Annotated in this window: 18 protein-coding genes; 11 read left to right on the top strand and 7 right to left on the bottom strand. The window is 71.7% G+C overall.

Going from position 1 to position 21,119, the window contains the following annotated elements; genetic code table 11:
• Positions 1-196: 196 nt before the first annotated feature.
• Positions 197-1,069, bottom strand: a complete 873-nt coding sequence (locus tag J7523_RS18935) for a universal stress protein (protein ID WP_291890168.1) — start codon at positions 1,067-1,069, stop codon at positions 197-199.
• Positions 1,070-1,291: 222 nt separating this feature from the next.
• Here J7523_RS18935 and J7523_RS18930 point away from each other — a divergent pair, with 222 nt between their 5' ends.
• The gene (locus J7523_RS18930) at positions 1,292-1,561 is read left to right on the top strand and encodes a hypothetical protein (RefSeq protein WP_291890167.1); all 270 of its coding nucleotides are present in this window, start codon (positions 1,292-1,294) and stop codon (positions 1,559-1,561) included.
• Between the two features lie 57 nt (positions 1,562-1,618).
• On the opposite strand, the gene J7523_RS18925 is transcribed toward J7523_RS18930, so the two are convergent.
• The 4 genes from J7523_RS18925 to J7523_RS18910 form a co-directional block, all read right to left on the bottom strand.
• Positions 1,619-3,037: an endo-1,4-beta-xylanase gene (locus J7523_RS18925; protein WP_291890165.1), complete on the bottom strand. Its 1,419-nt coding sequence runs from the start codon at positions 3,035-3,037 to the stop codon at positions 1,619-1,621.
• A gap of 240 nt (positions 3,038-3,277) precedes the next feature.
• Complete coding sequence (locus J7523_RS18920; RefSeq protein ID WP_291890164.1) at positions 3,278-4,198, bottom strand: alpha/beta hydrolase; 921 nt, start codon at positions 4,196-4,198, stop codon at positions 3,278-3,280.
• A gap of 19 nt (positions 4,199-4,217) precedes the next feature.
• Positions 4,218-5,243 carry a LacI family DNA-binding transcriptional regulator gene (locus tag J7523_RS18915; RefSeq protein WP_291890170.1) on the bottom strand — a complete coding sequence of 342 codons (1,026 nt, stop codon included), beginning with the start codon at positions 5,241-5,243 and terminating at the stop codon, positions 4,218-4,220.
• 332 nt (positions 5,244-5,575) lie between these two features.
• A complete protein-coding gene (locus J7523_RS18910; RefSeq protein ID WP_291890163.1) occupies positions 5,576-8,053 on the bottom strand; it encodes a non-reducing end alpha-L-arabinofuranosidase family hydrolase in 2,478 nt (825 codons plus the stop codon).
• 574 nt (positions 8,054-8,627) lie between these two features.
• Here J7523_RS18910 and J7523_RS18905 point away from each other — a divergent pair.
• The 6 genes from J7523_RS18905 (at position 8,628) to J7523_RS18880 (ending at position 14,855) form a co-directional block, all read left to right on the top strand.
• The gene (locus tag J7523_RS18905; RefSeq protein WP_291890162.1) at positions 8,628-10,109 is read left to right on the top strand and encodes an endo-1,4-beta-xylanase; all 1,482 of its coding nucleotides are present in this window, start codon (positions 8,628-8,630) and stop codon (positions 10,107-10,109) included.
• Between the two features lie 71 nt (positions 10,110-10,180).
• A complete protein-coding gene (locus tag J7523_RS18900) occupies positions 10,181-11,674 on the top strand; it encodes a non-reducing end alpha-L-arabinofuranosidase family hydrolase (protein ID WP_291890161.1) in 1,494 nt (497 codons plus the stop codon).
• Positions 11,675-11,792: 118 nt separating this feature from the next.
• Entirely contained in the window at positions 11,793-12,179 is a 387-nt protein-coding gene (locus J7523_RS18895) for a cupin domain-containing protein (protein WP_291890159.1), read from the top strand.
• 29 nt (positions 12,180-12,208) lie between these two features.
• Positions 12,209-12,955: a histidine phosphatase family protein gene (locus tag J7523_RS18890; protein ID WP_291890158.1), complete on the top strand. Its 747-nt coding sequence runs from the start codon at positions 12,209-12,211 to the stop codon at positions 12,953-12,955.
• Positions 12,939-13,805, top strand: a complete 867-nt coding sequence (locus J7523_RS18885; RefSeq protein ID WP_291890157.1) for an NAD(P)H-hydrate dehydratase — start codon at positions 12,939-12,941, stop codon at positions 13,803-13,805. Before J7523_RS18890 ends, J7523_RS18885 begins: the two co-directional genes overlap by 17 nt.
• An 18-nt stretch (positions 13,806-13,823) precedes the next feature.
• Entirely contained in the window at positions 13,824-14,855 is a 1,032-nt protein-coding gene (locus tag J7523_RS18880; RefSeq protein ID WP_291890155.1) for an aldo/keto reductase, read from the top strand.
• A 33-nt stretch (positions 14,856-14,888) separates the two neighbouring features.
• Here J7523_RS18880 and J7523_RS18875 read toward each other — a convergent pair whose 3' ends face one another.
• Positions 14,889-15,329 (bottom strand): hypothetical protein, encoded by a 441-nt coding sequence (locus J7523_RS18875; RefSeq protein WP_291890154.1) that lies wholly within the window; start codon positions 15,327-15,329, stop codon positions 14,889-14,891.
• 184 nt (positions 15,330-15,513) lie between these two features.
• Between J7523_RS18875 and J7523_RS18870 the strand changes: the two genes are divergently transcribed.
• The 3 genes from J7523_RS18870 to ligA all read left to right on the top strand — a co-directional run bounded on the left by J7523_RS18870 (position 15,514) and on the right by ligA (position 18,866).
• The gene (locus tag J7523_RS18870) at positions 15,514-16,536 is read left to right on the top strand and encodes an L-lactate dehydrogenase (protein ID WP_291890153.1); all 1,023 of its coding nucleotides are present in this window, start codon (positions 15,514-15,516) and stop codon (positions 16,534-16,536) included.
• Between the two features lie 42 nt (positions 16,537-16,578).
• Entirely contained in the window at positions 16,579-16,806 is a 228-nt protein-coding gene (locus J7523_RS18865) for an anion permease (protein WP_363267337.1), read from the top strand.
• Between the two features lie 83 nt (positions 16,807-16,889).
• Positions 16,890-18,866, top strand: coding sequence for an NAD-dependent DNA ligase LigA (gene ligA, locus J7523_RS18860; protein ID WP_291890152.1), 1,977 nt, complete (start codon positions 16,890-16,892; stop codon positions 18,864-18,866).
• A gap of 849 nt (positions 18,867-19,715) precedes the next feature.
• Here the strand turns inward: ligA and J7523_RS18855 are convergent.
• Positions 19,716-20,027, bottom strand: a complete 312-nt coding sequence (locus J7523_RS18855; protein ID WP_291890151.1) for a carboxymuconolactone decarboxylase family protein — start codon at positions 20,025-20,027, stop codon at positions 19,716-19,718.
• A 513-nt stretch (positions 20,028-20,540) separates the two neighbouring features.
• Here J7523_RS18855 and J7523_RS18850 point away from each other — a divergent pair.
• A complete protein-coding gene (locus tag J7523_RS18850; RefSeq protein ID WP_291890150.1) occupies positions 20,541-21,083 on the top strand; it encodes an SRPBCC family protein in 543 nt (180 codons plus the stop codon).
• Positions 21,084-21,119 lie beyond the last annotated feature (36 nt).

Here is a 21,119-nt window from a genome sequence, read left to right as displayed (position 1 = left end):
TCCGACGACATCTCGGAGCTCGAGCACGCCGACGTGCAGATCCTGCGGTGAGCGCAGCAGAAGAGCCCGGCTCCCTCCTGCCGGGCTCTTCTGCTGCGCCGATGATCAGCAGCCCCGCGATCGTCGGAGACGCTGGTCGTCGGCCCGAGGGCGGGCGTCGCCTGCATCCCACCGGTGACGCCGGCCCCGCAACGCGTCAGCTGTCGTCGTGCACCACGAGCACCGGGCACGTCGCTTCGCGGATGACCCCGGAGCTGACGGACCCGAGCAGCATGCCTCGGAAGCCGCCGAGCCCCCGCGAGCCGACGACGAGAAGTGCGGCGTCGCGCGAGAGGCGCGCGAGCGCGTCGACCGGGTCGTCGTCGACGAGCGTCAGGTCGACCGTGAGGCCGCCGTGCTCGGCGCGCAGCGACTCGGCCACCACCTGCGCCGCTTTGTGGGTCGGGTCGTCCTCGTCGTCGGTCGCGAGCGGTGGGACGCTCCCACGACCGAACGGGTCGGGGATCGTCGGGCGCGCGTGGACGACGGTCAGCGACCGTCCGCGCGCGCGGGCCTCTCGAGCGGCAGCGTGCGCCGCTGTCATGGAGGTCGGCGAGCCGTCCACCCCGACGACGACGGCCGCGTCCGGGCCCACCGGGTTGCCGGGGTCGGAGCGCACGACCGTCACCGGGCAGCGAGCGTGCGCGGCGACGTGCACCCCGGTCGACCCGGTCCGTGCCCGCCCCGTGCGCGTCCGTGCCCCGACGACGAGGAGCTGCGCGCCCGCACTGAGCTCGCGCAGCGCCGGCACCACGTGGCCGTGCAGCACCTGGGTCCTCACCGCGGTCCCGGGATGCCGCGCGAGCACCTGTGCCCTCTGCTCCGCGAGGTACGTCACCACCGTCGCCTCGGGGTCGTCCGCCACCACGTTCGGGTACCAGCTCCACGCCGTGGCCAGCCAGTCGTCCACACCTCTGACGAGCAGCAGGTCCGCCTGTCGCCGCACCGCCTCCGCCACGCCCCACTCGAGGGTGTGAGCACTGGTTCCTGAGCCGTCGAGCGCCACCACGACGGGTCCGTCGGTACGCATGAGATGCCTCCTCGCTCCTGCGCGTCGGTGCACCGGGCGATCGCCGGCGACTCCCGGCTGTCTCCACGTTCCTCTCGCGGACCGGCGCCGTCCCGGGACCTGGGTCCCTTTTCTTCACCCGTTCGGCAGGGCTCGCGCGACGCGCTGCCAGGACGGGACCTTCGGCTCTCCGCGGCCAGCTGCGCGCGCGGTTCACTCGAAGTGTCAGGGAGGTGCGTGGCGATGCTCACCGACGGACGGGGCACGGGGGTCTGCACGCTCGAGCAGGCGCGGGGCGCGCAGCGGAGGCTGCGCACCCGTCTCGGCGCGAGGGACGGCGTGTGCGGTGTGGGTCTGGTCCGCCGGGACGCGGGGTACGTGCTCCGCGTCAACGTGCTCGACGAGGACGTCGAGGTGCCGCGCCGGGTGGACGGCGTCCCCGTCGAGGTCCGCGTCACGGGACCGCTGTCGCCGCTCGGCCCCGCAGGTCGAGCGCCGGAGCCGCCCGGCTGACGCAGGCGAGCCGGCGGGCGCGAGGAGGTCGCGCCCGCCGGCTCGCGGGTCAGCCGGTCAGGAGGCCGTGCAGGTGACGCCCGGCCACGTCCAGTTGCCGCCGTGCATGACGGTGAACCCGAACGAGACGGTCTGCCCCGCGGACAGCGCACCGTTGCCGTTCGGCTTCATGATCATCACGTTGGACGAGGGCCAGGTCGGCGACCCGTTCCATGTCGCGATGATCCGCTGCGGGTAGTTCACCGTGACGTAGGACGTCCAGCTGCTGATGTTGGTGTTCGCCCGGATCGTCACGGTGCCGTTGAACCGGTCGCTCCACTTCTCGCCCTCGGAGTACGTGGCGGTGCAGCTGGGGTTGCCGGAGGGCGGCGTCGTCGTCGTCGTCGGCGTCGGGGTCGGGGTCGACGTGCTCGTGGGGTTCGGGGACGTCGACGTCGGGTCCGGCGACGTGGTCGTGCCACCCGCGTTCAGCGCGTTGAGCACGCTGGTGTAGGCGGCCTTCTTGTTGCCGTAGTTGTCGAAGAGCAGCGGGGTGCCGGACGCGCGCCACGAGTCCGAGTCACGCACGCCCCACACCGTGATGCCCGTGCAGCGCGCGACGGCCAGGCAGGCCTGGACGACGCCCTGGAACTGGTTGGCCTGGTTGGTGCCGGAGCCCTCGATGTCGAGCTCGGTGATCTGCACGTCCACGCCGAGGGCGGCGAAGTTGCCCAGGGTGGTGTGGTAGTTCGACGGGACCGGGCTCTGGGAGTTGAAGTGGGCCTGGAACCCGACGCAGTCGATCGGCACGCCGCGGGACTTGAAGTCCTTCACCATGTTGTAGACGGCCTGGGTCTTGGCGTCGTTCCAGTTGTCGGTGTTGTAGTCGTTGTAGCAGAGCTTGGCGTTCGGGTCGGCGGCACGGGCGGCCTTGAACGCGGCCTCGATCCAGTCGTTGCCGGTGCGCTGGAGGTTGGAGTCGCGCCGCGCGCCGGAGCTGCCGTCGGCGAACGCCTCGTTCACGACGTCCCAGGCGTAGATCTTGCCCTTGTAGTGGGTCGCGACCTGGGTGACGTGGTTGAGCATCGCGCTGCGCAGCGCGGAGCCGGACATGTTCTGCATCCACCCGGGCTGCTGCGAGTACCAGGCGAGCGCGTGGCCGCGGACCCGCTTGCCGTTGCTCTGCGCCCAGTTGAGGATCTGGTCGCCGGCGGAGAAGTTGAACTGGTTCTGGTTCGGCTCGGTCGCGTCGGCCTTCATCTCGTTCTCGGCCGTGATCATGTTGAACTCGCGGTTCGCGATGCCGGAGTAGGTGCTGTCGTTGAGCCTGCTGCCCGCGATGGCGGTGCCGAAGTAGCGGCCGGAGCCGGCTGCGGCGGCCTGCAGGGTGCTGCCGGCGGCCTGCGCCGGGACGGCCAGGGCGACGGCAATCGTGGCAGCCACCAGGCTGCCGGCGCCGAGGAGACGGGCGCGGTTTCGCTGGCGTGGGGTCGTCATCGATCCCTCCTTGGGGTGTGTGCAACCGGCGCGGATGCCGGGCACGTCACCTTTTGCCACGCGCTCCGAACAGGTCAACCGTTCAGAGCCGTTTGATACTTTCGAAACCTAGAACGAAACGATTATTCACTCCAACGTGCATAGTTCAACGGTGGAGAACGCCGCTCCACGCGGTCCGGCGGCGTCCGAACGTCTGGTGGCACAGCGCATCCGAACGGGTGATCGCCGGAACTTTCGGTGTCAGGCCCGCACAGTGTCGGACGTCGCCGCGACTCCGACCACGCGGCGGACGAACGCCGCCATCCGTGCCCAGGCGGCGGCGGCGTGCTCCTCAGGCCCGACGTGCGTGAATCCGTGCCCGCAGCCGGGGAACACGGCGTGCTCGGTCGGCACCCCCGCCGCGGACAGTCGCGCCGCGTACCGGTCCCCCTCGGCGCGCAGGAGATCCCGCTCGGCGGTGAGCACCAACGTCGGGGGCAGGCCGGAGACGTCCGACGCCAGCACGGGCGACGCGAGCTCGTCCGCCCCGCTCGCCGGGTCGGGCAGATACCAGGCGTTGAACCGTGCCCCGGCCTCGGCCAGGGCGGTCGCGCCGGGGTCGTCCCGCACAGGTCCGACGAGCTTGTCCGCCGGCGGCGTCCACAGGTCCAGCGGTGCGTAGTCGACCACGACGCCGCGCAGCAGCGGACGCCCGTGCCGACGAGCCAGGAGCGCGCACGCGGCGGCGAGGTTGCCGCCCGCACTGTGCCCGCCGACGGCCAGGCGCGAGCCGTCGACGCCGAGCACGCCGCCGTGCTCGGCGATCCACGCGAGCAGGTCGTAGGTCTGGTGCACCGCCGCCGGGTACGGGTGCTCGGGCGCGAGCGGGTAGTCGACGTTGACCACCGCGCAGCCTGACGCGTCGGCGAGGAGCCGGCAGTAGGGGTCGTCGTCCTGCGCGGAGCCGAGCACGAACCCACCACCGTGCAGGTTCACGAAGACCCCGGGGACGCCGGGCCCCGCGGGTCGGTAGACGTTCAGGCGCCGCACCGGGGCGGCCGGACCCACGTCGACGACCTCGTACGTCCCGCTCGGCAGCGCCGGCAGCGCGCGCGGCAGTGTCGCGGCGAACCGGGCCGCGTCGGCGCGGAAGGTCACGGCGTCCGCGTGCTCGTCGATCACTGCGCTCCTTCCACCGGGCTCAGGGGCGCCGGGTCGGGGTGCTCTCGCGCTCGATGAGCCGCAGGTCCGCGACGTGCAGGACGGGCGGGCGCGGCGAGCCGACGGCGCTCGTCCGCTCGTCCAGCCTGCGGCGCAGCAGGTCGACCGCGACCTCGGCGATCTCGCGGCGACCCGGGTCGACCGTCGTCAGCGCAGGCACCGAGTACCGGGCGTCCTCGATGTCGTCGAACCCGACGACCGCGACGTCGCGCGGGATCGACAGCCCACGCACCTGGAGCTCGAACATCGCACCGATCGCGAGCGCGTCGTTGAGCGCGACGACACCGTCGACCTGCACGCCGGAGTCCAGCACCGCAGCCATGGCCCGAGCCCCGTTCGCGCGGTGCCACCCGTCGTCCGCCCAGCCCAAGAGCCGCTCGTCGACCGCCAGGCCGCGAGCCTCCAACGCCTCGCGGTACCCCCGGAAGCGCAAGGTGGCCGAACCGGCGGTCGGCGCGTGCAGCATGCCGATCAAGGCGATCCGGCGGCGCCCCACGTCGAGCAGCAGGTCCGTCGCCGCACGCGCTCCCTCGACGTTGTGCATCGTGACGTGATCGACGCGCGAGGAGAAGATCTGCTCGCCGAGCAGGACGAGCGGGTACCCGAGGTCCTCGAGGAGGTGCGCGTCGCCCTGGTCGAGGGCGGCGGGGCTGAACACCAGGCCGTCGACCAGCCGCCGTCGCGGTTCTCGCAGCGCCTCGAGCTCGCCGTCGCGTGTGAAGCCCGTCGGCTCGATGAGCACCTGCAGGTCGTGCCGGCGTGCCGCCGCGAGGACCTCGTCGGCCAGCTCGCCGAAGTACGGCTGCCCCAGCTCGGGGACCGCCAGCCCGATGACGCCGCTCCGCCCGGACCGCAGGATCCGCGCGGTCACGTTGAGCTCGTAGCCCAGCTCGTCGATCGCCGTCAGGACGCGTTCACGCGTCGCGTCCTTGATGTACGGGTAACCGCTGAGGACGTTCGACACCGTCTTCGCGGAGACGCCTGCGCGGCGCGCGACGTCGGCCATCGTGGCCACGGCATCCCCTCCGGGTCGTCGAGCGAGCCGCGCGGGCGCAGCGCCCCGGGCGCGTTCGCAGGCGGGCAGCCGCAATCTACCGGACGAGGACCCAGGCGAACCGCGCGTCCGCGACCGGCCTGGCGGACGTCTCCCCGAGCCGGCGCACCGAGCGCGCGACCTCGCCGACGGAGCGGGACACCACCGGGCCGCGCCCAGCGCCGGTGGTGTCCCCCGCGGTCGTGACGTGCCGGTCGGGCACCGACCGCGCCCCGCGCGGACGGACGCCCGGTCGCAGTCCTCTGGCCAGCGACCGGGCGTCCGTCGTCAGTCGACCAGTGACCTCAGCAGGTCGAACCCGTCTGCGTCAGCAGGCTCAGCCGCCACGGCAGCGAGTTGTAGTCGCCCGACGCCCCGGGGTCCATGCCCTGGTACAGGTACCGCAGGTTGCACGGGCTGATCTCCATGGCCTGGTCGGTGCCCGAGCGGACCATCTCGCCGTGGCTGATGTCCTTCGTCCACGCGCCGTTCGGGAACGTCACGTTGCTGGCCCGCGCGAACGGCGTCGACTCCGAGGCCGCCAGCGGGGTCCACGTGCCGGTGATCGACGGGGCCGTCCACGACCGGAAGTACCGCTTGCCGTCCGAGCCGATCGCCTCGACGAGCATGAGCCAGCTGTTCTGACCGGCGATCTTGTAGACGTTCGACGCCTCGAACAGCGCGTAGCGGTTCGAGTCCTGCATTGCGATCACCGTGTTGGTGAACCCGTTCGGGAAGCTCGAGAGCGACGTCTCCGACCGGTACAGGTGGCCGTTGTCGTCCGACGAGAACAGGTAGCACATGGACGTGTCGCACACGGTCCAGAAGTCCACCCAGTACCCGTCGCCGATGTTGTTCGTGATGATCTGCGGCTGCGACGAGTAGAAGTTCTTCGGCGCGGACCACGACGACGGGTCGGAGATGGTCGACGTCGTCGAGTACGAGCCGCCCGCGCCCGTCTGGTACACGAGGTACCAGAGCTTCTGCGGCGCGAACCAGAACACCTGCGGCGCGGCCCGGTACCCCGTGCCGATCGCCGACCGGTCGAGGTAGTACGGCGTCGCGGACGCGGCCTGCGACCAGTCCGAGAAACTCGTGTACTGCAGGTTGTACCCGGCCGACGACGCGATCGACGCGAACACGTGCCACTTGCCCTCGGCGTACACCACCGAGGGGTCCTTGACGCCGGCCACCGAGTGCGAGCCGTCCGGCTTCGGGCTCACGAGGATGCCGCTCGACGACCAGCTGAACGACGACGGGAGGGTGCCCGTCGGGGTGCTCGTGGTCGGCGTCGGCGTCGGCGTCGTCGGGGTGGGCGTGGGCGTCGGGTTCACTGCGCCGTTGCACGGCGTGCCGTTGAGCGTGAAGCTCGTCGGCGCCGGGTTGCTGCCGCTGTACGCACCGTTGAACCCGAACTCGATCGTGCCCCCGGTCGGGATCGTGCGGTTGTAGTCGACGTTCCTCGCCGTGACCTGCGACCCGCTCTGCGTCGCGGCCGTGCTCCACGCCTGCGTGATCGTCTGGTTGCCGGGGAACGCCCACGTCAGCGTCCACCCGTTGATCGGCTGGCCGAGGTTCGTGATCTTGACGTTGGCCGTGAACCCGTTCTGCCACTGGGCCGGCGCCGCGTACACGACGGTGCATCCCGAGCCGGGCTGCGGCGTCGGCGTCGGGGTCGGTGTGGGGGTAGGCGTGGGCGTCGTCGGCGTCGGGGTGGGCGTCGTCGGCGTGGGGGTCGGCGTCGTCGGGGTCGGCGACGGGGTCGCGCTGTTCAGCGCGTTGAGCACGCTCGTGTACGCGGCCTTCTTGTTGCCCGAGCCGTCGAACAGCAGCGGGGTCCCGGACGAGCGCCAGGAGTCGGAGTCACGCACGCCCCAGACCGTGATGCCGGTGCACCGCGACACCGCGAGGCAGGCGTTGACGACGTTCGCGTAGTTCTGCGCCTGCGCGCTGCCGGAGCCCTCGATGTCGAGCTCGGTGATCTGCACGTCGACCCCGAGGTCGGCGAAGTTCTGCAGCGTCGTGCGGTAGTTGGAGGGAACCGGGCTCTGCGGGTTGAAGTGCGACTGGAAGCCCACGCAGTCGATCGGCACGCCCCGGGACTTGAAGTCCTTCACCATGTTGTAGACGCCCTGCGTCTTGGCGTCGTTCCAGTTGTCGGTGTTGTAGTCGTTGTAGCAGAGCTTGGCGCCCGGGTCGGCGGCGCGTGCGGTCTTGAACGCGACCTCGATCCAGTCGTTGCCGGTCCGCTGCAGGTTCGAGTCACGGCGCCCGCCGGACCCGCCGTCCGCGAACGCCTCGTTCACGACGTCCCAGGCGTAGATCTTGCCCTTGTAGTGCGTGGCGACCTGGGTGATGTGGTTGATCATCGCGTTGCGCAGCGTCGTACCGGACATGCTCTGCATCCAGCCCGGCTGCTGGGAGTACCACGCCAGGGTGTGCCCTCGCACGCGCTTGCCGTTGCTCTGCGCCCAGTTGAGGATCCGGTCGCCGCTGGAGAAGTTGAACTGGTTCTGGTTCGGCTCGGTCGCGTCCTGCTTCATCTCGTTCTCGGCCGTGATCATGTTGAACTCGCGGTTCGCGATGGTCGTGTAGGCGCTGTCGCCGAGCCGGCCGCCCGCGATGGCGGTGCCGAAGTAGCGGCCGCTCTGCGCGGCGGCCGCACCGAGCGTGCTCTCCGCGGCCTGCGCCGGCTGGGCTGCCAGCAGGCCGGCGAGCGTGGCGGCGGCGGCCAGGGAGGCGACGGCCGCTGCCGCCCCCCGTCGTGCCGAGATCCTGGTCATGAGGCGCCTCTCCGTAGGCACCCGCGCGCGCGGGTGGACTGACGACCGGAGACCGCCGGCGGGGGGCGATGTGATGTACATCGATGAACGCACGTCGCGGAGCCCGCCGGTCCGGTCACGGCTGTTCGCGCTCACAGTGCAGGAGTCCGGCGGGTCGCTCCACGGTCAAAACCTTTCACCTCGGCCCGCCGCCCGAGCGAGGCGTCCTGGACGGCGACGGCCCGTCGACCGCGGCGGGCGCCCCGCTCGACGCGAGCGCCGGCGAGGTCGTCCTCGCCGCGAAGACGATCCGGAGGAAGGCGAACGGGAGGGGCAGCCCGACGGATTAATCGATTTGCACCGGGTCGGCCCTGCGTGTCCGTGTGCCAGAGTGTCGGCGTCTCGCCGTGTTAGCGCTAACACGGCGAGGTCAGGCGCTCTCACGTGTGCGCTCCAGCACGCCCTGGCGACGACGCCAGGGCGGGAGTCGCGGCGACCGAACGCCCCGACCTGAGCACACGTCGAGAGCGCGAGCGCACCCCTACCCGGTGGACGGCGCGCCCCCGCGCACCGTCACGACAGAGAGCGAGAGACCATGCACACCACGCAAGCACTCGAGCGACGGCACGGCTGGAGACCTCGCACCACAGCGCTCGCCGCCACGGCCGGCTTGGTCCTGACGATGGTCGTCGGGCTGGCGAACCCTGCGCACGCCGCCTCGACGCTCGGGGCGTCCGCGGCCGAGAAGGGCCGGTACTTCGGCACCGCGATCGCCGCGGGCAGGCTCGGCGACTCGACGTACACGTCGATCGCCAACCGTGAGTTCAACATGATCACGGCCGAGAACGAGATGAAGATGGACGCGACCGAGCCCTCGCGCAACAGCTTCAACTACTCCGCCGGCGACCGGATCCTCAACTGGGCCACGAGCAACGGCAAGCGCGTCCGCGGCCACACCCTCGCCTGGCACGGTCAGCAGCCCGGCTGGATGCAGAACCTGTCCGGCTCGGACCTGCGCAGCGCCCTCGTCAACCACATCACCCAGGTCGCCACGCACTACCGCGGCAAGGTCTACGCGTGGGACGTGGTGAACGAGGCGTTCGCGGACGACGGCCGCGGCAGCCGGCGCGACTCCAACCTGCAGCGCACCGGGAACGACTGGATCGAGGTCGCGTTCAAGACCGCACGCGCCGCCGACCCGGGCGCCAAGCTCTGCTACAACGACTACAACACCGACGGCATCAACGCGAAGTCCACGGGCGTCTACAACATGGTCCGCGACTTCAAGTCCCGGGGCGTCCCGATCGACTGCGTCGGGTTCCAGGCGCACCTCGGCACGAGCCTGCCCGGGGACTTCCAGGCCAACCTGCAGCGCTTCGCCGACCTCGGGGTCGACGTCCAGCTCACCGAGCTCGACATCCAGCAGGGCGGCAACCAGGCGAACATGTACGCCGCCGTCACGAACGCCTGCCTCGCGGTGTCGCGGTGCACCGGCATCACGGTGTGGGGCGTGCGGGACTCCGACTCGTGGCGCACCGGGGCCAACCCGCTGCTGTTCGACTCGTCCGGCAACAAGAAGGCCGCGTACACCGCCGTCCTCAACGCCCTGAACGCGGGCAGCAACAACGGTGGCGGCGACAGCTCGATCGTCGCGGGCGCGTGGTACGTGCTGGTGAACCGGGGCAGCGGCAAGGCGCTCGACGTCTACGCCAAGTCGACGTCCGACGGTGCGCGCATCACGCAGTGGACCCGCAACGACGGCAGCAACCAGCAGTGGCAGTTCGTCGGCACCGGCGACGGGTACTACGAGATCAGGTCGCGGCTCTCCGCGAAGAACCTGGACGTCTCCGGCTTCTCGACGGCCGACGGCGGGGCGGTCGTGCAGTGGACCGACACGAGCGCGGCGAACCAGCAGTGGCGCGTCACGGTCTCCGACGGATACGCGTCGATCCTCAACCGCAACAGCGGCAAGGCGCTCGAGGTGCAGGGCGCCTCGACGGCCGACGGCGCGAACGTCGTGCAGTACAGCAGCTGGAACGGCGCCAACCAGCAGTGGCAGCTCGTCCGCGTCGGCTGACCGACAACTGGATCGGGGGTGGGCCGCCGACCGGGCGGCCCACCCCCACGACCCCGAAGGAAGTGGCACCCATGAGAACGACACCAGGAACCGCGACGCGGCGGAGGTGGCAGGCCTCGGTCGTCGCCCTGAGCGTCGTCGTGACCGGCATGGTCGCACTGGCCGCGGCACCGGCGGCGACCGCGGCGACGATCGACACGTCGGCGTCGTACGTGCTGGTGAACCGTGGCAGCGGCAAGGCCATGGACGTCTACAACCTGGCGACCAACGACGGCGCCCGGATCGCCCAGTGGAGCCGGAACGACGGCGCCCAGCAGCAGTGGCAGTTCGTCAGCTCGGGCGACGGCTACTACCGGCTGAAGTCCCGGCTGTCGGGCAAGGTGCTCGACGTCTCGAACAAGTCCACCGCCGACGGCGCCGCGATCATCCAGTACACCGACTACAACTCCACGAACCAGCAGTTCAGCATCCAGGACGTCGACGGGTACATCCAGCTGATCGCCCGGCACAGCGGCAAGGCCGTCGAGGTGCAGGGCGCGTCCACGGCCGACGGCGCGAACGTCGTGCAGTACTCCGACTGGAACGGCGCGAACCAGCAGTGGCAGCTCGTCCGGCTCGGGGGCTCGAACCCGACGCCCACGCCGACGTCGACCGGCTCGTGCACGCTGCCGTCGAGCTACCGGTGGAGCTCCACGGGTGCGCTCGCCACGCCGCGGTCCGGCTGGGCGTCGCTCAAGGACTTCACCACCGCCGAGTACAACGGCAAGCACCTCGTCTACGCGACGACGCACGACAACGGCTCGTCGTGGGGCTCGATGGCGTTCGGCCTGTTCTCGAACTGGTCCGACATGGCCTCGGCGTCGCAGACCGCGATGTCGTCCGGGACCGTCGCGCCGTCGCTGTTCTACTTCGCCCCGAAGAACATCTGGGTGCTCACCTACCAGTGGGGCGGCGCCGCGTTCTCGTACCGGACGTCGAACGACCCCTCGAACCCGAACGGCTGGTCGTCGCCGCAGACGCTGTTCTCGGGCAGCATCTCCGGCTCCGGCACGGGCCCGATCGACCAGACGATCATCGGTGACGGCACGAACATGTACCTGTTCTTCGCCGGGGACAACGGCAAGATCTACCGCGCCAGCATGCCCATCGGGAACTTCCCGGGCAGCTTCGGCTCCTCGTACACCACGGTCATGAGCGACAGCACGAACAACCTGTTCGAGGCTCCGCAGGTGTACAAGGTCAAGGGCCAGAACCAGTACCTGATGATCGTCGAGGCGATCGGCGCCAACGGCCGTTACTTCCGCTCGTTCACCGCCAGCAGCCTCTCCGGCTCGTGGACACCGCAGGCCGCGTCCGAGAGCAACCCGTTCGCCGGCAAGGCGAACAGCGGCGCGACGTGGACCAACGACATCAGCCACGGTGAGCTGATCCGCAGCAGCAACGACCAGACGATGACCATCGACCCGTGCAACCTGCAGCTGCTCTACCAGGGTCGTTCGCCCAGCTCGGGCGGCGACTACGGGCTGCTCCCCTACCGCCCGGGCCTGCTCACGCTGCAGCGCTGAGGGAACCGGACGGCTCACGGCGGCGATGCCGTGAGCCGTCCGGCCGCGGGAGCGCAGGCGGAACTGCGCGCGCCGCTCCAAGATGTCCACACCGACCGTCACGAGAGGTGAGGACTCCATGGACCACTGGACCATCGCGACCGTCGCCGAGCAGAGCCCGGACTTCCGCCGGGTGCTGTGGACCGGCGAGCACACCCAGCTCGTCATCATGACGATCCCGCCGGGCGGCGAGATCGGTGAGGAGGTGCACGAGGTCGACCAGGTCCTGACCTTCGTGTCAGGCACCGGCAAGGCCGTCGTCTCGGGCCAGGAGCGGAACGTCGCCCAGGGCGACCTCGTGGTGGTGGGTGCCGGGAAGAAGCACAACTTCCTCAACACGGGCGAGAACCCGTTGATCCTCTACACCGTCTACGGACCGCCCGAGCACGCCGACGGAGCGGTGCACCACACCAAGGCGGAGGCCGACGCGGCCGAGGAGTCCGGTCAGGACGAGCCGCCGGCGTGAGCCCGACCGACAGCGGCGCCGGGAGGGGCGTGACGGAGCTGATGCTCGTCCGGCACGGCGAGAGCGTCGGCAACATCGCGGCGTCGGCGGCCGAGCGCGGCCGGCAGGAGGTCATCGACCTCGACACGCGGGACGCCGACACCCCGCTGTCCGTGCTCGGCGCCGAGCAGGCGACCGCACTCGGCACCTGGCTCGAGGGGGCGTCCCGCACCTCAGGTCCGGACGTCGTGTGGGTCTCGCCGTACGTGCGCGCCGTGCAGACCGCGACGATCGCGCTCGAGGCCGCCGGGCTCAGCCTGCCCGTGCACCAGGACGAGCGCCTGCGCGACCGTGAGCTCGGCATCCTCGACCTGCTCACGACGACCGGCGTCGACGAGCGCCTCCCGGCCGAGGCCGCGCGTCGCCGGCACCTCGGCAAGTTCTACTACCGGCCTCCGGGCGGCGAGTCGTGGGCGGACCTGACGCTGCGGGTGCGGTCGTTCCTCACCGACCTGGACGGCTGGGAGGCGGACCGCCGCGTCCTCGTGGTCGCGCACGACGCGGTCCTCATGACCGTCCGGTACATCTGCGAGCGCCTGACCGAGACAGAGGTCCTCGAGCTCGGCCGACGCAGTCCCGTGCGGAACGCCGCCGTCACGCGACTCGTCCGTCGCCCCTCCGAGCAGGCCGGCCCGCCCCGGTGGGAGCTCACGGTGTTCAACGACGACGCCCACCTCGACCGGCAGGGGACGCCTGCCACCGTGCACCCCGGGGACGCCGATGCCCACCCGCACTGAGACCGTCACGCCTCGGCTCCTGCGCGACTGGGCCCTGCCGTCGCTCGTCGGCTCCAAGTACGGGCGCGGACAGGTCGTCGTGGTCGGCGGTGCCCGCACGACACCCGGCGCCGTCCTGCTCGCCGGGACTGCCGCGCTGCGGGTGGGTGCGGGGCGTCTCACGCTCGCGGTCGCGCGGTCGGTCGCGGTGCCGCTCGCGGTCGCCCTGCCCGAGGCCGGCGTGGTCGGGCTCCCCGAGACCGAGCAGGGTTCCGTGGAGGGCACCGGTCTCGAGGCCCTGGCCGACGATCTGCACGCCGCCGACGCCGTGCTGGTGGGCCCCGGCCTGGACGACGCCGACCGCACCGCGGCCCTGCTGACCTCCCTGGTCCCCCTCGTCCGCCGCTCCTCCCCCGTGCTGCTCGACGCGTTCGCCCTTGGTGTCCTGCCGGGCCTGCAGGACGTCGCGGCGCAGCTGCGAGGCCGCCTCGTCCTGACGCCGAACATGACCGAGGCCGCCCGGCTGCTCGGCGTCGACGACGGCCTCGACGAGTCGGCGGCGGACCGGGTGGCGAAGCGCTACGACGCGGTCGTCACGTGCCAGGGACGCATCGGCACACCCGACGGTCACCGGTGGGAGGTCTCCACCGGCACGCCGGGGCTCGCGACGTCCGGCAGCGGCGACGTGCTCGCCGGCGCGCTCGTCGGGCTGCTCGGCCGTGGTGCCGACCCGGCCCAGGCCGCGTGCTGGGCCACCCACCTGCACGCGACCGCGGACGACCGGCTCGCGGTGCGCGTCGGCCGCACGGGGTACCTCGCGCGCGAGCTCGTCGACGAGCTGCCCGCGCTGCTCACCGACCTGTCACCCTGACGAGGAGCTGAAGCAGCCATGCAGTACCGACTCCTGGGCACGAGCGGGACCGCCGTCTCGACGCACTGCCTCGGCACCATGACGTTCGGCGCGGAGGCCGACGAGACCACCTCCGGGGAGATCCTGACCACGTTCGTCGAGCACGGCGGCACGTTCGTCGACACCGCCGACGTCTACTCCGCGGGCGCGTCGGAGGAGATCATCGGCCGCTGGCTCGCCGCGCACCCGACGGACGCGAGGCAGCTGGTGGTCGCGACGAAGGGCCGGTTCCCGACGGGTGACGGCCCGAACGACCTCGGTCTCTCGCGCCGCCACCTGCGCGACGCGCTGGACGCCTCGCTGCGCCGGCTGGGAGTCGAGCACGTCGACCTGTACCAAATGCACGCGTGGGACGCGCTGACGCCCGTCGAGGAGACGCTGTCGTTCCTCGACGACGTTGTCGCCGCCGGCAAGATCTCCTACTACGGGTTCTCCAACTACCTGGGCTGGCAGCTCACCAAGGCCGTCCACGTCGCCCGCGCGCACCGCTTCGCGCGGCCCGTGACCCTCCAGCCGCAGTACAACCTGCTGGTCCGCGACATCGAGCACGAGGTCGTCCCTGCGGCGCTCGACGCCGGCATGGGGCTGCTGCCGTGGTCGCCGCTCGCCGGCGGCTGGCTGACCGGCAAGTACACCCGGGACGCGCCCCCCGAGGGAGCAACGCGCCTCGGCGAGAACCCGCAGCGCGGGATGGAGGCGTGGGAGGCGCGCAACGCCGACGACCGGACGTGGCGCGTGATCGACGTGGTCCGGGAGACGGCTCAGGCGCACGACGCGACGATGTCGCAGGTCGCCCTGTCCTGGCTGGGTCAGCGTCCCGCCGTCACGTCGGTGATCCTCGGAGCCCGCACCGTGGACCAGCTCGTCGACAACCTGGCGGCCGCCGACCTGCGGCTCACGGACGACGAGCTGGCCCACCTCACCGACGTGAGCGCGCCGGTCGCCGACGACTACCCGTACGGCGCCCCCGGCGTCGCGCAGCGCGAGCGCAACCTCACCGGCGGGCGATAGCGCGGCCGTGCGCCGCTCGCCGTCGCGTGCGGGTCACGAGGTCGGCCGCGCCTCGTGACCTGGCCGGCCGTGCGTGCGGTTGCGCTCCTTGAGCTCCGACTCGTAGACGTGCCGGCGCCCGTCCAGCAGCGTGTCGCGCACACGACGCTCGGCATCGGCGAACGTGCGGTAGTACCCGTCGTCGAACTCCTCGACGACCTGGAACGTCCAGCGGCCCTCGATCACGTTGCGGCCGACGACCTCGGCGCGCAGCTCGTCGGCCACGTCCGGGTGCCCGGCCTCGGACAGCCGGCCGAGTGCCTCCGCGAGCTCGGCGTCCGCGCGACCGACGAGACGGTGGAACGCGTAGAGCATCCCTCGGGCGTGCTCGATCACCTCGAACGCCGCGGTCACCCCGCCGACGGCCTCGACGACGGCGTCGCTGACGCCGCCGGGCGGACGGTGGTCGGGGTCGGCGCGGTCCTCGCTCGTCATCGGCCCATGGTGGGGCACCCTGACCGACGCCGCGCGTCGGGCCGGCAGGACGTCGACGGGCGGCGCCGCCCCTGCGAGCTGCTCGCCCGAGCAGTCCCGACGCGACCTGCCGCGGCGAGCCTGCGGCCCTAGCGTGGGGCACGGCGGGACTTCCGGTGCGACGGCACGGCGAGGGGACGCGGCGATGGACGTGCAGGACGGCGAGATCCCGGGCAGCCACCCGGTCAGCGGCGCGAGTCGCTCGGCCACGCGCCCGACGGCGAAGGTCGCGGTCGTCGGCGCGGGGTCGGTGGGCGCGACGCTGGCGTACGCGGTGCTGATGCGCGGCTCGGCGCGTGAGGTCGTCCTCTACGACGTCGACGGTGCGAAGGTCCGTGCGCAGGGGCTCGACCTGGCGCACGGCATCCAGTTCATGCCGATGGCGCACGTGGTCGGGTCGGACGACATCGCGGCCTGCGCGGGCGCCGACGTCGTGGTCGTGACCGCCGGCGCCAAGCAGAAGCCGGGCGAGACGCGCATCGACCTGGCCAGCCGCACCGTCGGCCTGACGCGGACGCTCATGCCACAGCTCGTCGAGGTGGCGCCCGACGCCATCTACCTCATGGTCACGAACCCGGTCGACGTCGTCACGTACGCGGCTCTGCGCGTCTCCGGCCTGCCACGGTCCCGCGTGTTCGGCTCCGGCGCGGTGCTCGACTCGTCACGGTTCCGGTATCTCATCTCCCAGCACCTCGGCGTGGCGGTCCAGAACGTCCACGCGTACATCGCCGGTGAGCACGGTGACACCGCGGTCCCCCTGTGGACCGCGGCGACCATCGGCGGCGTGCCGCTGCTCGACCTCGGGCCGCTCGACGACCGCATCCCGACCGCACAGCTGACCCCGCAGGTGCGCGACGAGATCGCCCACGACGTCGTGCACTCGGCGTACGACATCATCGCGGGCAAGGGCGCCACCTACTACGCGATCGCGCTGGCCGCCTCCCGCGTGGTCGAGGCCGTCGTGAACGACGAGTTCCGGGTCATGCCGATCTCGTCGCTCGTCGACGACTACCGCGGCATCAGCGACGTCTGCCTGTCCGTCCCGACGATGGTCAGCCACGCGGGCGCCGGCCGGCTGCTGCCGACGCCGATGTCGGACGGTGAGCTCGCCGCCCTGCGCCACAGCGCCGACACGCTGCGAGCCGCCGTGCGCCAACTCGGCCTCTGACCCCAGGGGCGACCCCCCACCGCGCGCAGACTCGGAGCTCGCCTGTCCGACGCCGCGGTCAGCCTCCTGGCGTCCGTCGCGCCGGTCCTGATGCTCGTCGCCGCGGCCGGCGCCGCGTCGTTCCTCACCCCGATCGCGACACCCGCCAACATGATCGTCAAGGAGCCCGGCGGGTACCGGTTCGGGGACTACTGGCGGCTGGGGCTCATCCTGGCGGCCGCGTGGCTGGTCGTGACGACGTTGCTCATCCCGCTCGTCTGGCCGCTCTGAGCCGCGAGCGGGCCATCCCGCCGCCGTGGCGTGATCTCCTAAGGGCCGATGGACGTGCCACCCACGACAGGAGTGCGAACGACGTGACCGAGCTGACCGCCCTCGCCGAGCGCCTTCGGGCCGCTGCCGCGGCGTACTACGACACCGACGCCCTGGTGATGTCGGACGCCGAGTACGACTCGGGCATCGAGCAGCTGCGCATCGCGGTGGCCCAGGACCCTGCGCTCGCGCCGCAGTTCGCGGATCTGCTCGACGCCGTCGCCGCCGGTCAGTCCGCCGGTGGCGACGTCGAGCACCCGACGATGATGGGCTCGCTCGACAAGGCCCCGACCCTGGACGCCCTGGACGCGCTGGTCGGTGCGATCGCCGGTCCCGTCGCCGTCGAACCGAAGCTCGACGGCCTCGCGATCCGGGCGGCATATTCCGCCGGGCGTCTGACGCTGGTCGCCACCCGTGGCGACGGCCGCTCGGGAGAGGACGTCACCGACCGCGTCCGCACCCTGGTCGTCAAGGGCCTGCCCGCCCGGCTGTCGACCGCCTTGTCCGTCGAGGTCCGCGGCGAGGTCTTCATGGCCGACACCGACTTCCCGAGCGCGCAGGTCGCCCGCGCGTCCTTGGGCGGCGCACCGTTCGTCAACTCGCGCAACGGCGCGGCCGGCATCCTGCGCAAGGGCGACGCCGCCTACGCCGGGCTGCTGACCTTCGCCGCGTACGACGTCATCGAGGCCGACCCGGTCACGGCCTCGTACTCCGACCGGCTCGTCGAGGTCGAGAAAGCCGGCATCGGCACGGCTCGCGCGCTGGCCCCGTGGCTCGCCGGAGGCGTGCCCGTCACGACCACCGACGACGTGCGCCGGGCCGTCGCGGAGCTGGCCGCTCGTCGCCCCGTGCTCGGCTTCCCGATCGACGGCATCGTCATCAAGGCCGACACCGACGCCGACCGCGCCCGCCTCGGCATGGGGTCGCGCACGCCACGCTGGTCCATCGCGTACAAGTACGAGGCCGAGACCGCGATCACGAAGGTCGTCGCCATCACCACCGCCGTCGGGCGCACCGGCCGGCTTGCGATCCGCGTCGAGGTCGAGCCGGTGTTCGTCGGCGGCACCACGATCACGTTCGCCACCGGGCACAACGCCACGTGGATGTTCGAGCGCGACGTGCGCGTCGGCGACACCGTCGTCATCAAGCGGGCCAACGACGTCATCCCGTACATCGAGTCGGTCGTGCTCGACGAGCGCCCCGCGGACTCGGTGTCGTGGACTCCCCCGGCGACCGACCCGAACGGCGGCGAGTGGGACAAGTCCACGCTGCTGTGGCGCTCGACCGACCCGAGCCTGTCCGTGGGCGCGCTGATCCGTTACGCGGTGTCGCGTGACGCCCTCGACATCGAGGGCATCGGCACCGAGATCGTCGAGTCCCTCGTCGAACGTGGCCTCGTCTCGGACATCGCGGACCTGTTCACCCTCGACGTCGAGACACTGACGACCCTGCCGCTGGGCGAGGGCCGCACGCTCGGCGCCAAGAACGCGGTGAAGATCGCCGCGGAGATCTCCCGCGCCAAGGGCTCTGCGTGGAACCGGATCATCACCGCCCTGGGGATCCGCATGACCGGCCGCACGATGGGCCGACGGATCGCCGCCGCACTGCCGACCCTGACGCTGCTGCGCGCCGCCGACGTCGAGACGCTCGCGGGGATCGACGGCATCGGCCCGAAGAGGGCCGAGGCGATCCGTGCCGGGCTCGACGACCTCGAGGCACGTGGCGTGTTCGACCGGCTCGTCGCCGCGGGCGTGGACACCGGGACGTCGCCGGACGTGTCCGCCTCCGGCGCACTCGCCCTGGCCGGGATGACCGTCGTCGTGTCCGGCTCGGTCCCCGGGTACTCGCGCACCACCGTCGCCGAGCTGATCGAGGCCCACGGCGGGCGGGCGTCCTCGTCCGTGTCGGCGACCACGTCGCTGCTCGTCTCGGAGCCGTCCACGTCCAGCAAGTACGTGAAGGCCACCGACCTCGGCGTCCGCATCGTGACGCCCGAGGAGTTCCTGGCGCTGCTGGGCTGACGGACCCGGCACACTGCCTTGTGCGAGCCGTTGGGCGCCTTCGTACCGCGGGCTACGGGCCGTCGTGCAGGGACCCGACGACGGCGACGGGCTTGCCCCGACGACGGCGAACCCGGCGACGTGGCACGGCCGGGGTCCGCTGCGCGACCTCGCTGAGCAGGCTCGAACGGTCCGAGCGACGGTGCATTGCAGCCGAGCGCCTTGGCGCAGCCGTGTGGCGTGCGCCGTCAGGTCCGGCCGAACCAGGCGAGGGCGCTCACCACGAGCGTCTCGGTGCCCGGTGGAGGGTGGGCTGGACGACTGGAGCGAAGGTCGCGGAGTGGTTCACGGGGATGTCCTGGTCGATGCGACCCGCCCGTTCCGCCGTACGGTATGTGTCGGGGTCGATCCCGCCGATCCCGGGACACCACGGCCTGCAGCCGCACGACGATCATCGCCGCCAGCACGACCGGATCGACCGCTGCCTGCGGCATCAACCCACGAGCCCCGCGCCCGTGCACCGTGATCCGCAGGCTGTCCGCCGCGGACAGGGTCGGTCCGACCCATGTGCCGACCGTTCCAGCCGGCAGGGGCAGCACGTGCTGGGCCATGGCGCCGTCCATGCGTCGCACGAGGGAGGCAAGGCCCGGTGCCGGTCGGCCACGGACGTCCGGCGCGCACCGGTGAGGTGCTCGAGCTCGACGAGGGCGCAAGGGAACTCGGCGGCTCACCTCCCTCGGTGCCACCTGCTTCCGCCTCGGCGCTCCCACGACGTCCGCCGGAGAGCACGACGGCTCGACGCCGACCGCGTCGGCCATCTCACCGCGCTCACCGGTCCGTTCGTGCCGGGCGGGATCGTCACCGCGTGAGTCAGGAAGCGTCGTCGTAGGCCGCCAGGGCGACGGGCAGCGCCGCGACGACCTGATGACCGACGGCCGGCAGACCGACGAGCACCGCGGAGATCACCTCGTCGCGCGTCGCGCCGAGCGCACGCAACCGCTGGACGTGGAACGGCAGGCCTGAGTGCATGCCCGTCGCCGCGAGCACGGCGACGTAGGCGAGCTCGTCGCTGCGTTCGTCGAGCGAGCTGGCCGCAGCCAGCGACCCGACCGCAGTCATCCATGCGGCATGGTGGGCCGGTGCGTCGGTAGCGAACATCTGGAACGCGGTGCTGACGGTCATGACGTGCTCCCTGAAGGTCGAGTTCGGGACACGCTATGACCACCGCTCGCGCGCGGAAGGGACCTCTGACCCGCGGGCCGTTGCCGTCGTCTGTCGTCGTTGTCGCGGGGTGGTCGACGGCGACGAGGCCGCTCGGGATCGTCGAGCTCGACGTCCCGAGGGAGCGACGGTGTACTCCGTTCACTTCGGGTGACCGCCCACACCGGGCCCGCACGCGCTCGGTCGGGACTCGGTGAGCGAGTTCGGCGGCGCCCCTGGGCGACCGGCGCGGCCCGCGGCGCCGAGGACCGCAGACTCCGGCCGGGTGCGGTCGATCGGATACGGACGCACCCTGGACTCGGCTGGCATGGGCAACGCCCTCAAAGCCACGTAGTGCGAGGTGCGTCGCGAGGACCCGGGCTCGGCTGGACGAGGGCCGGTCCGGACGGGACGCAGCTTGCGGCGCCGAGCATCGTGCGCCAGATCGGCGGCGTGGACGACTCCGCAAGGGGCACGCGCACCGAAGGAGGAGCCATGGAGCTGACGGCCACGACGACAGTTCGCAAGCACGCACCGGAGGTCTTCACCTTCTGGCGCGACCTGGAGAACCTCCCGAGGTTCATGGGGCACCTCGAGGAGGTCCGCGCCACGGGTGCCCGCACGAGCCACTGGGCAGCCAGCGCGCCGTTCGGCAAGGACGTGGAGTGGGACGCGGAGATCGTCGACGAGGTGCCCGGCGAGAAGATCGTGTGGCGTTCGACCGGGAAGGCCGACGTGCCCAACGCCGGCACTGTCCGGTTCGCGCCCGCGCCGGACGGTGTGAGCACCGAGGTGTTCGTCGTCCTGGTGTACGACGTCCCGGGCGGGAAGGTGGGCAAGGCGGTCGCCACGTACTTCGGCGAAGAACCGCACCAGCAGCTCGACGACGACCTGCGCCGGCTCAAGCAGGTGCTGGAGACCGGCGAGGTGGTCCGGTCCGACGGCGCCCCGTGGGGCAAACGGGCTCGCAAGGCGTTCCCGCAGCGTCCGGCGCAGCCGCTGTCGGACGCCGAGCTCACGAAGGGAGCGGACCAGTGAGGGCGAACACCTGGGCCGGCCGCAACAAGGTCGAGG

It is taken from the genome of Cellulomonas sp. (assembly GCF_017744555.1).
In the GTDB taxonomy this organism is placed as follows: domain Bacteria; phylum Actinomycetota; class Actinomycetes; order Actinomycetales; family Cellulomonadaceae; genus Cellulomonas.
Note: the sequence above shows the minus strand (reverse complement) of the source record. Positions and strands in the feature narration are given on the sequence as shown.

Coding starts and splice junctions, on each gene's coding strand:
- J7523_RS18895 (WP_291890159.1), top strand. CDS start 11,793: ATGGACCACTGGACCATCGCGACCGTCGCCGAGCAGAGCCCGGACTTC.
- J7523_RS18900 (WP_291890161.1), top strand. CDS start 10,181: ATGAGAACGACACCAGGAACCGCGACGCGGCGGAGGTGGCAGGCCTCG.
- J7523_RS18870 (WP_291890153.1), top strand. CDS start 15,514: ATGGACGTGCAGGACGGCGAGATCCCGGGCAGCCACCCGGTCAGCGGC.
- J7523_RS18925 (WP_291890165.1), bottom strand. CDS start 3,037: ATGACGACCCCACGCCAGCGAAACCGCGCCCGTCTCCTCGGCGCCGGC.
- J7523_RS18850 (WP_291890150.1), top strand. CDS start 20,541: ATGGAGCTGACGGCCACGACGACAGTTCGCAAGCACGCACCGGAGGTC.
- J7523_RS18930 (WP_291890167.1), top strand. CDS start 1,292: ATGCTCACCGACGGACGGGGCACGGGGGTCTGCACGCTCGAGCAGGCG.
- J7523_RS18915 (WP_291890170.1), bottom strand. CDS start 5,243: ATGGCCGACGTCGCGCGCCGCGCAGGCGTCTCCGCGAAGACGGTGTCG.
- J7523_RS18935 (WP_291890168.1), bottom strand. CDS start 1,069: ATGCGTACCGACGGACCCGTCGTGGTGGCGCTCGACGGCTCAGGAACC.
- J7523_RS18855 (WP_291890151.1), bottom strand. CDS start 20,027: ATGACCGTCAGCACCGCGTTCCAGATGTTCGCTACCGACGCACCGGCC.
- J7523_RS18885 (WP_291890157.1), top strand. CDS start 12,939: ATGCCCACCCGCACTGAGACCGTCACGCCTCGGCTCCTGCGCGACTGG.
- J7523_RS18875 (WP_291890154.1), bottom strand. CDS start 15,329: ATGACGAGCGAGGACCGCGCCGACCCCGACCACCGTCCGCCCGGCGGC.
- J7523_RS18905 (WP_291890162.1), top strand. CDS start 8,628: ATGCACACCACGCAAGCACTCGAGCGACGGCACGGCTGGAGACCTCGC.
- J7523_RS18880 (WP_291890155.1), top strand. CDS start 13,824: ATGCAGTACCGACTCCTGGGCACGAGCGGGACCGCCGTCTCGACGCAC.
- J7523_RS18910 (WP_291890163.1), bottom strand. CDS start 8,053: ATGACCAGGATCTCGGCACGACGGGGGGCGGCAGCGGCCGTCGCCTCC.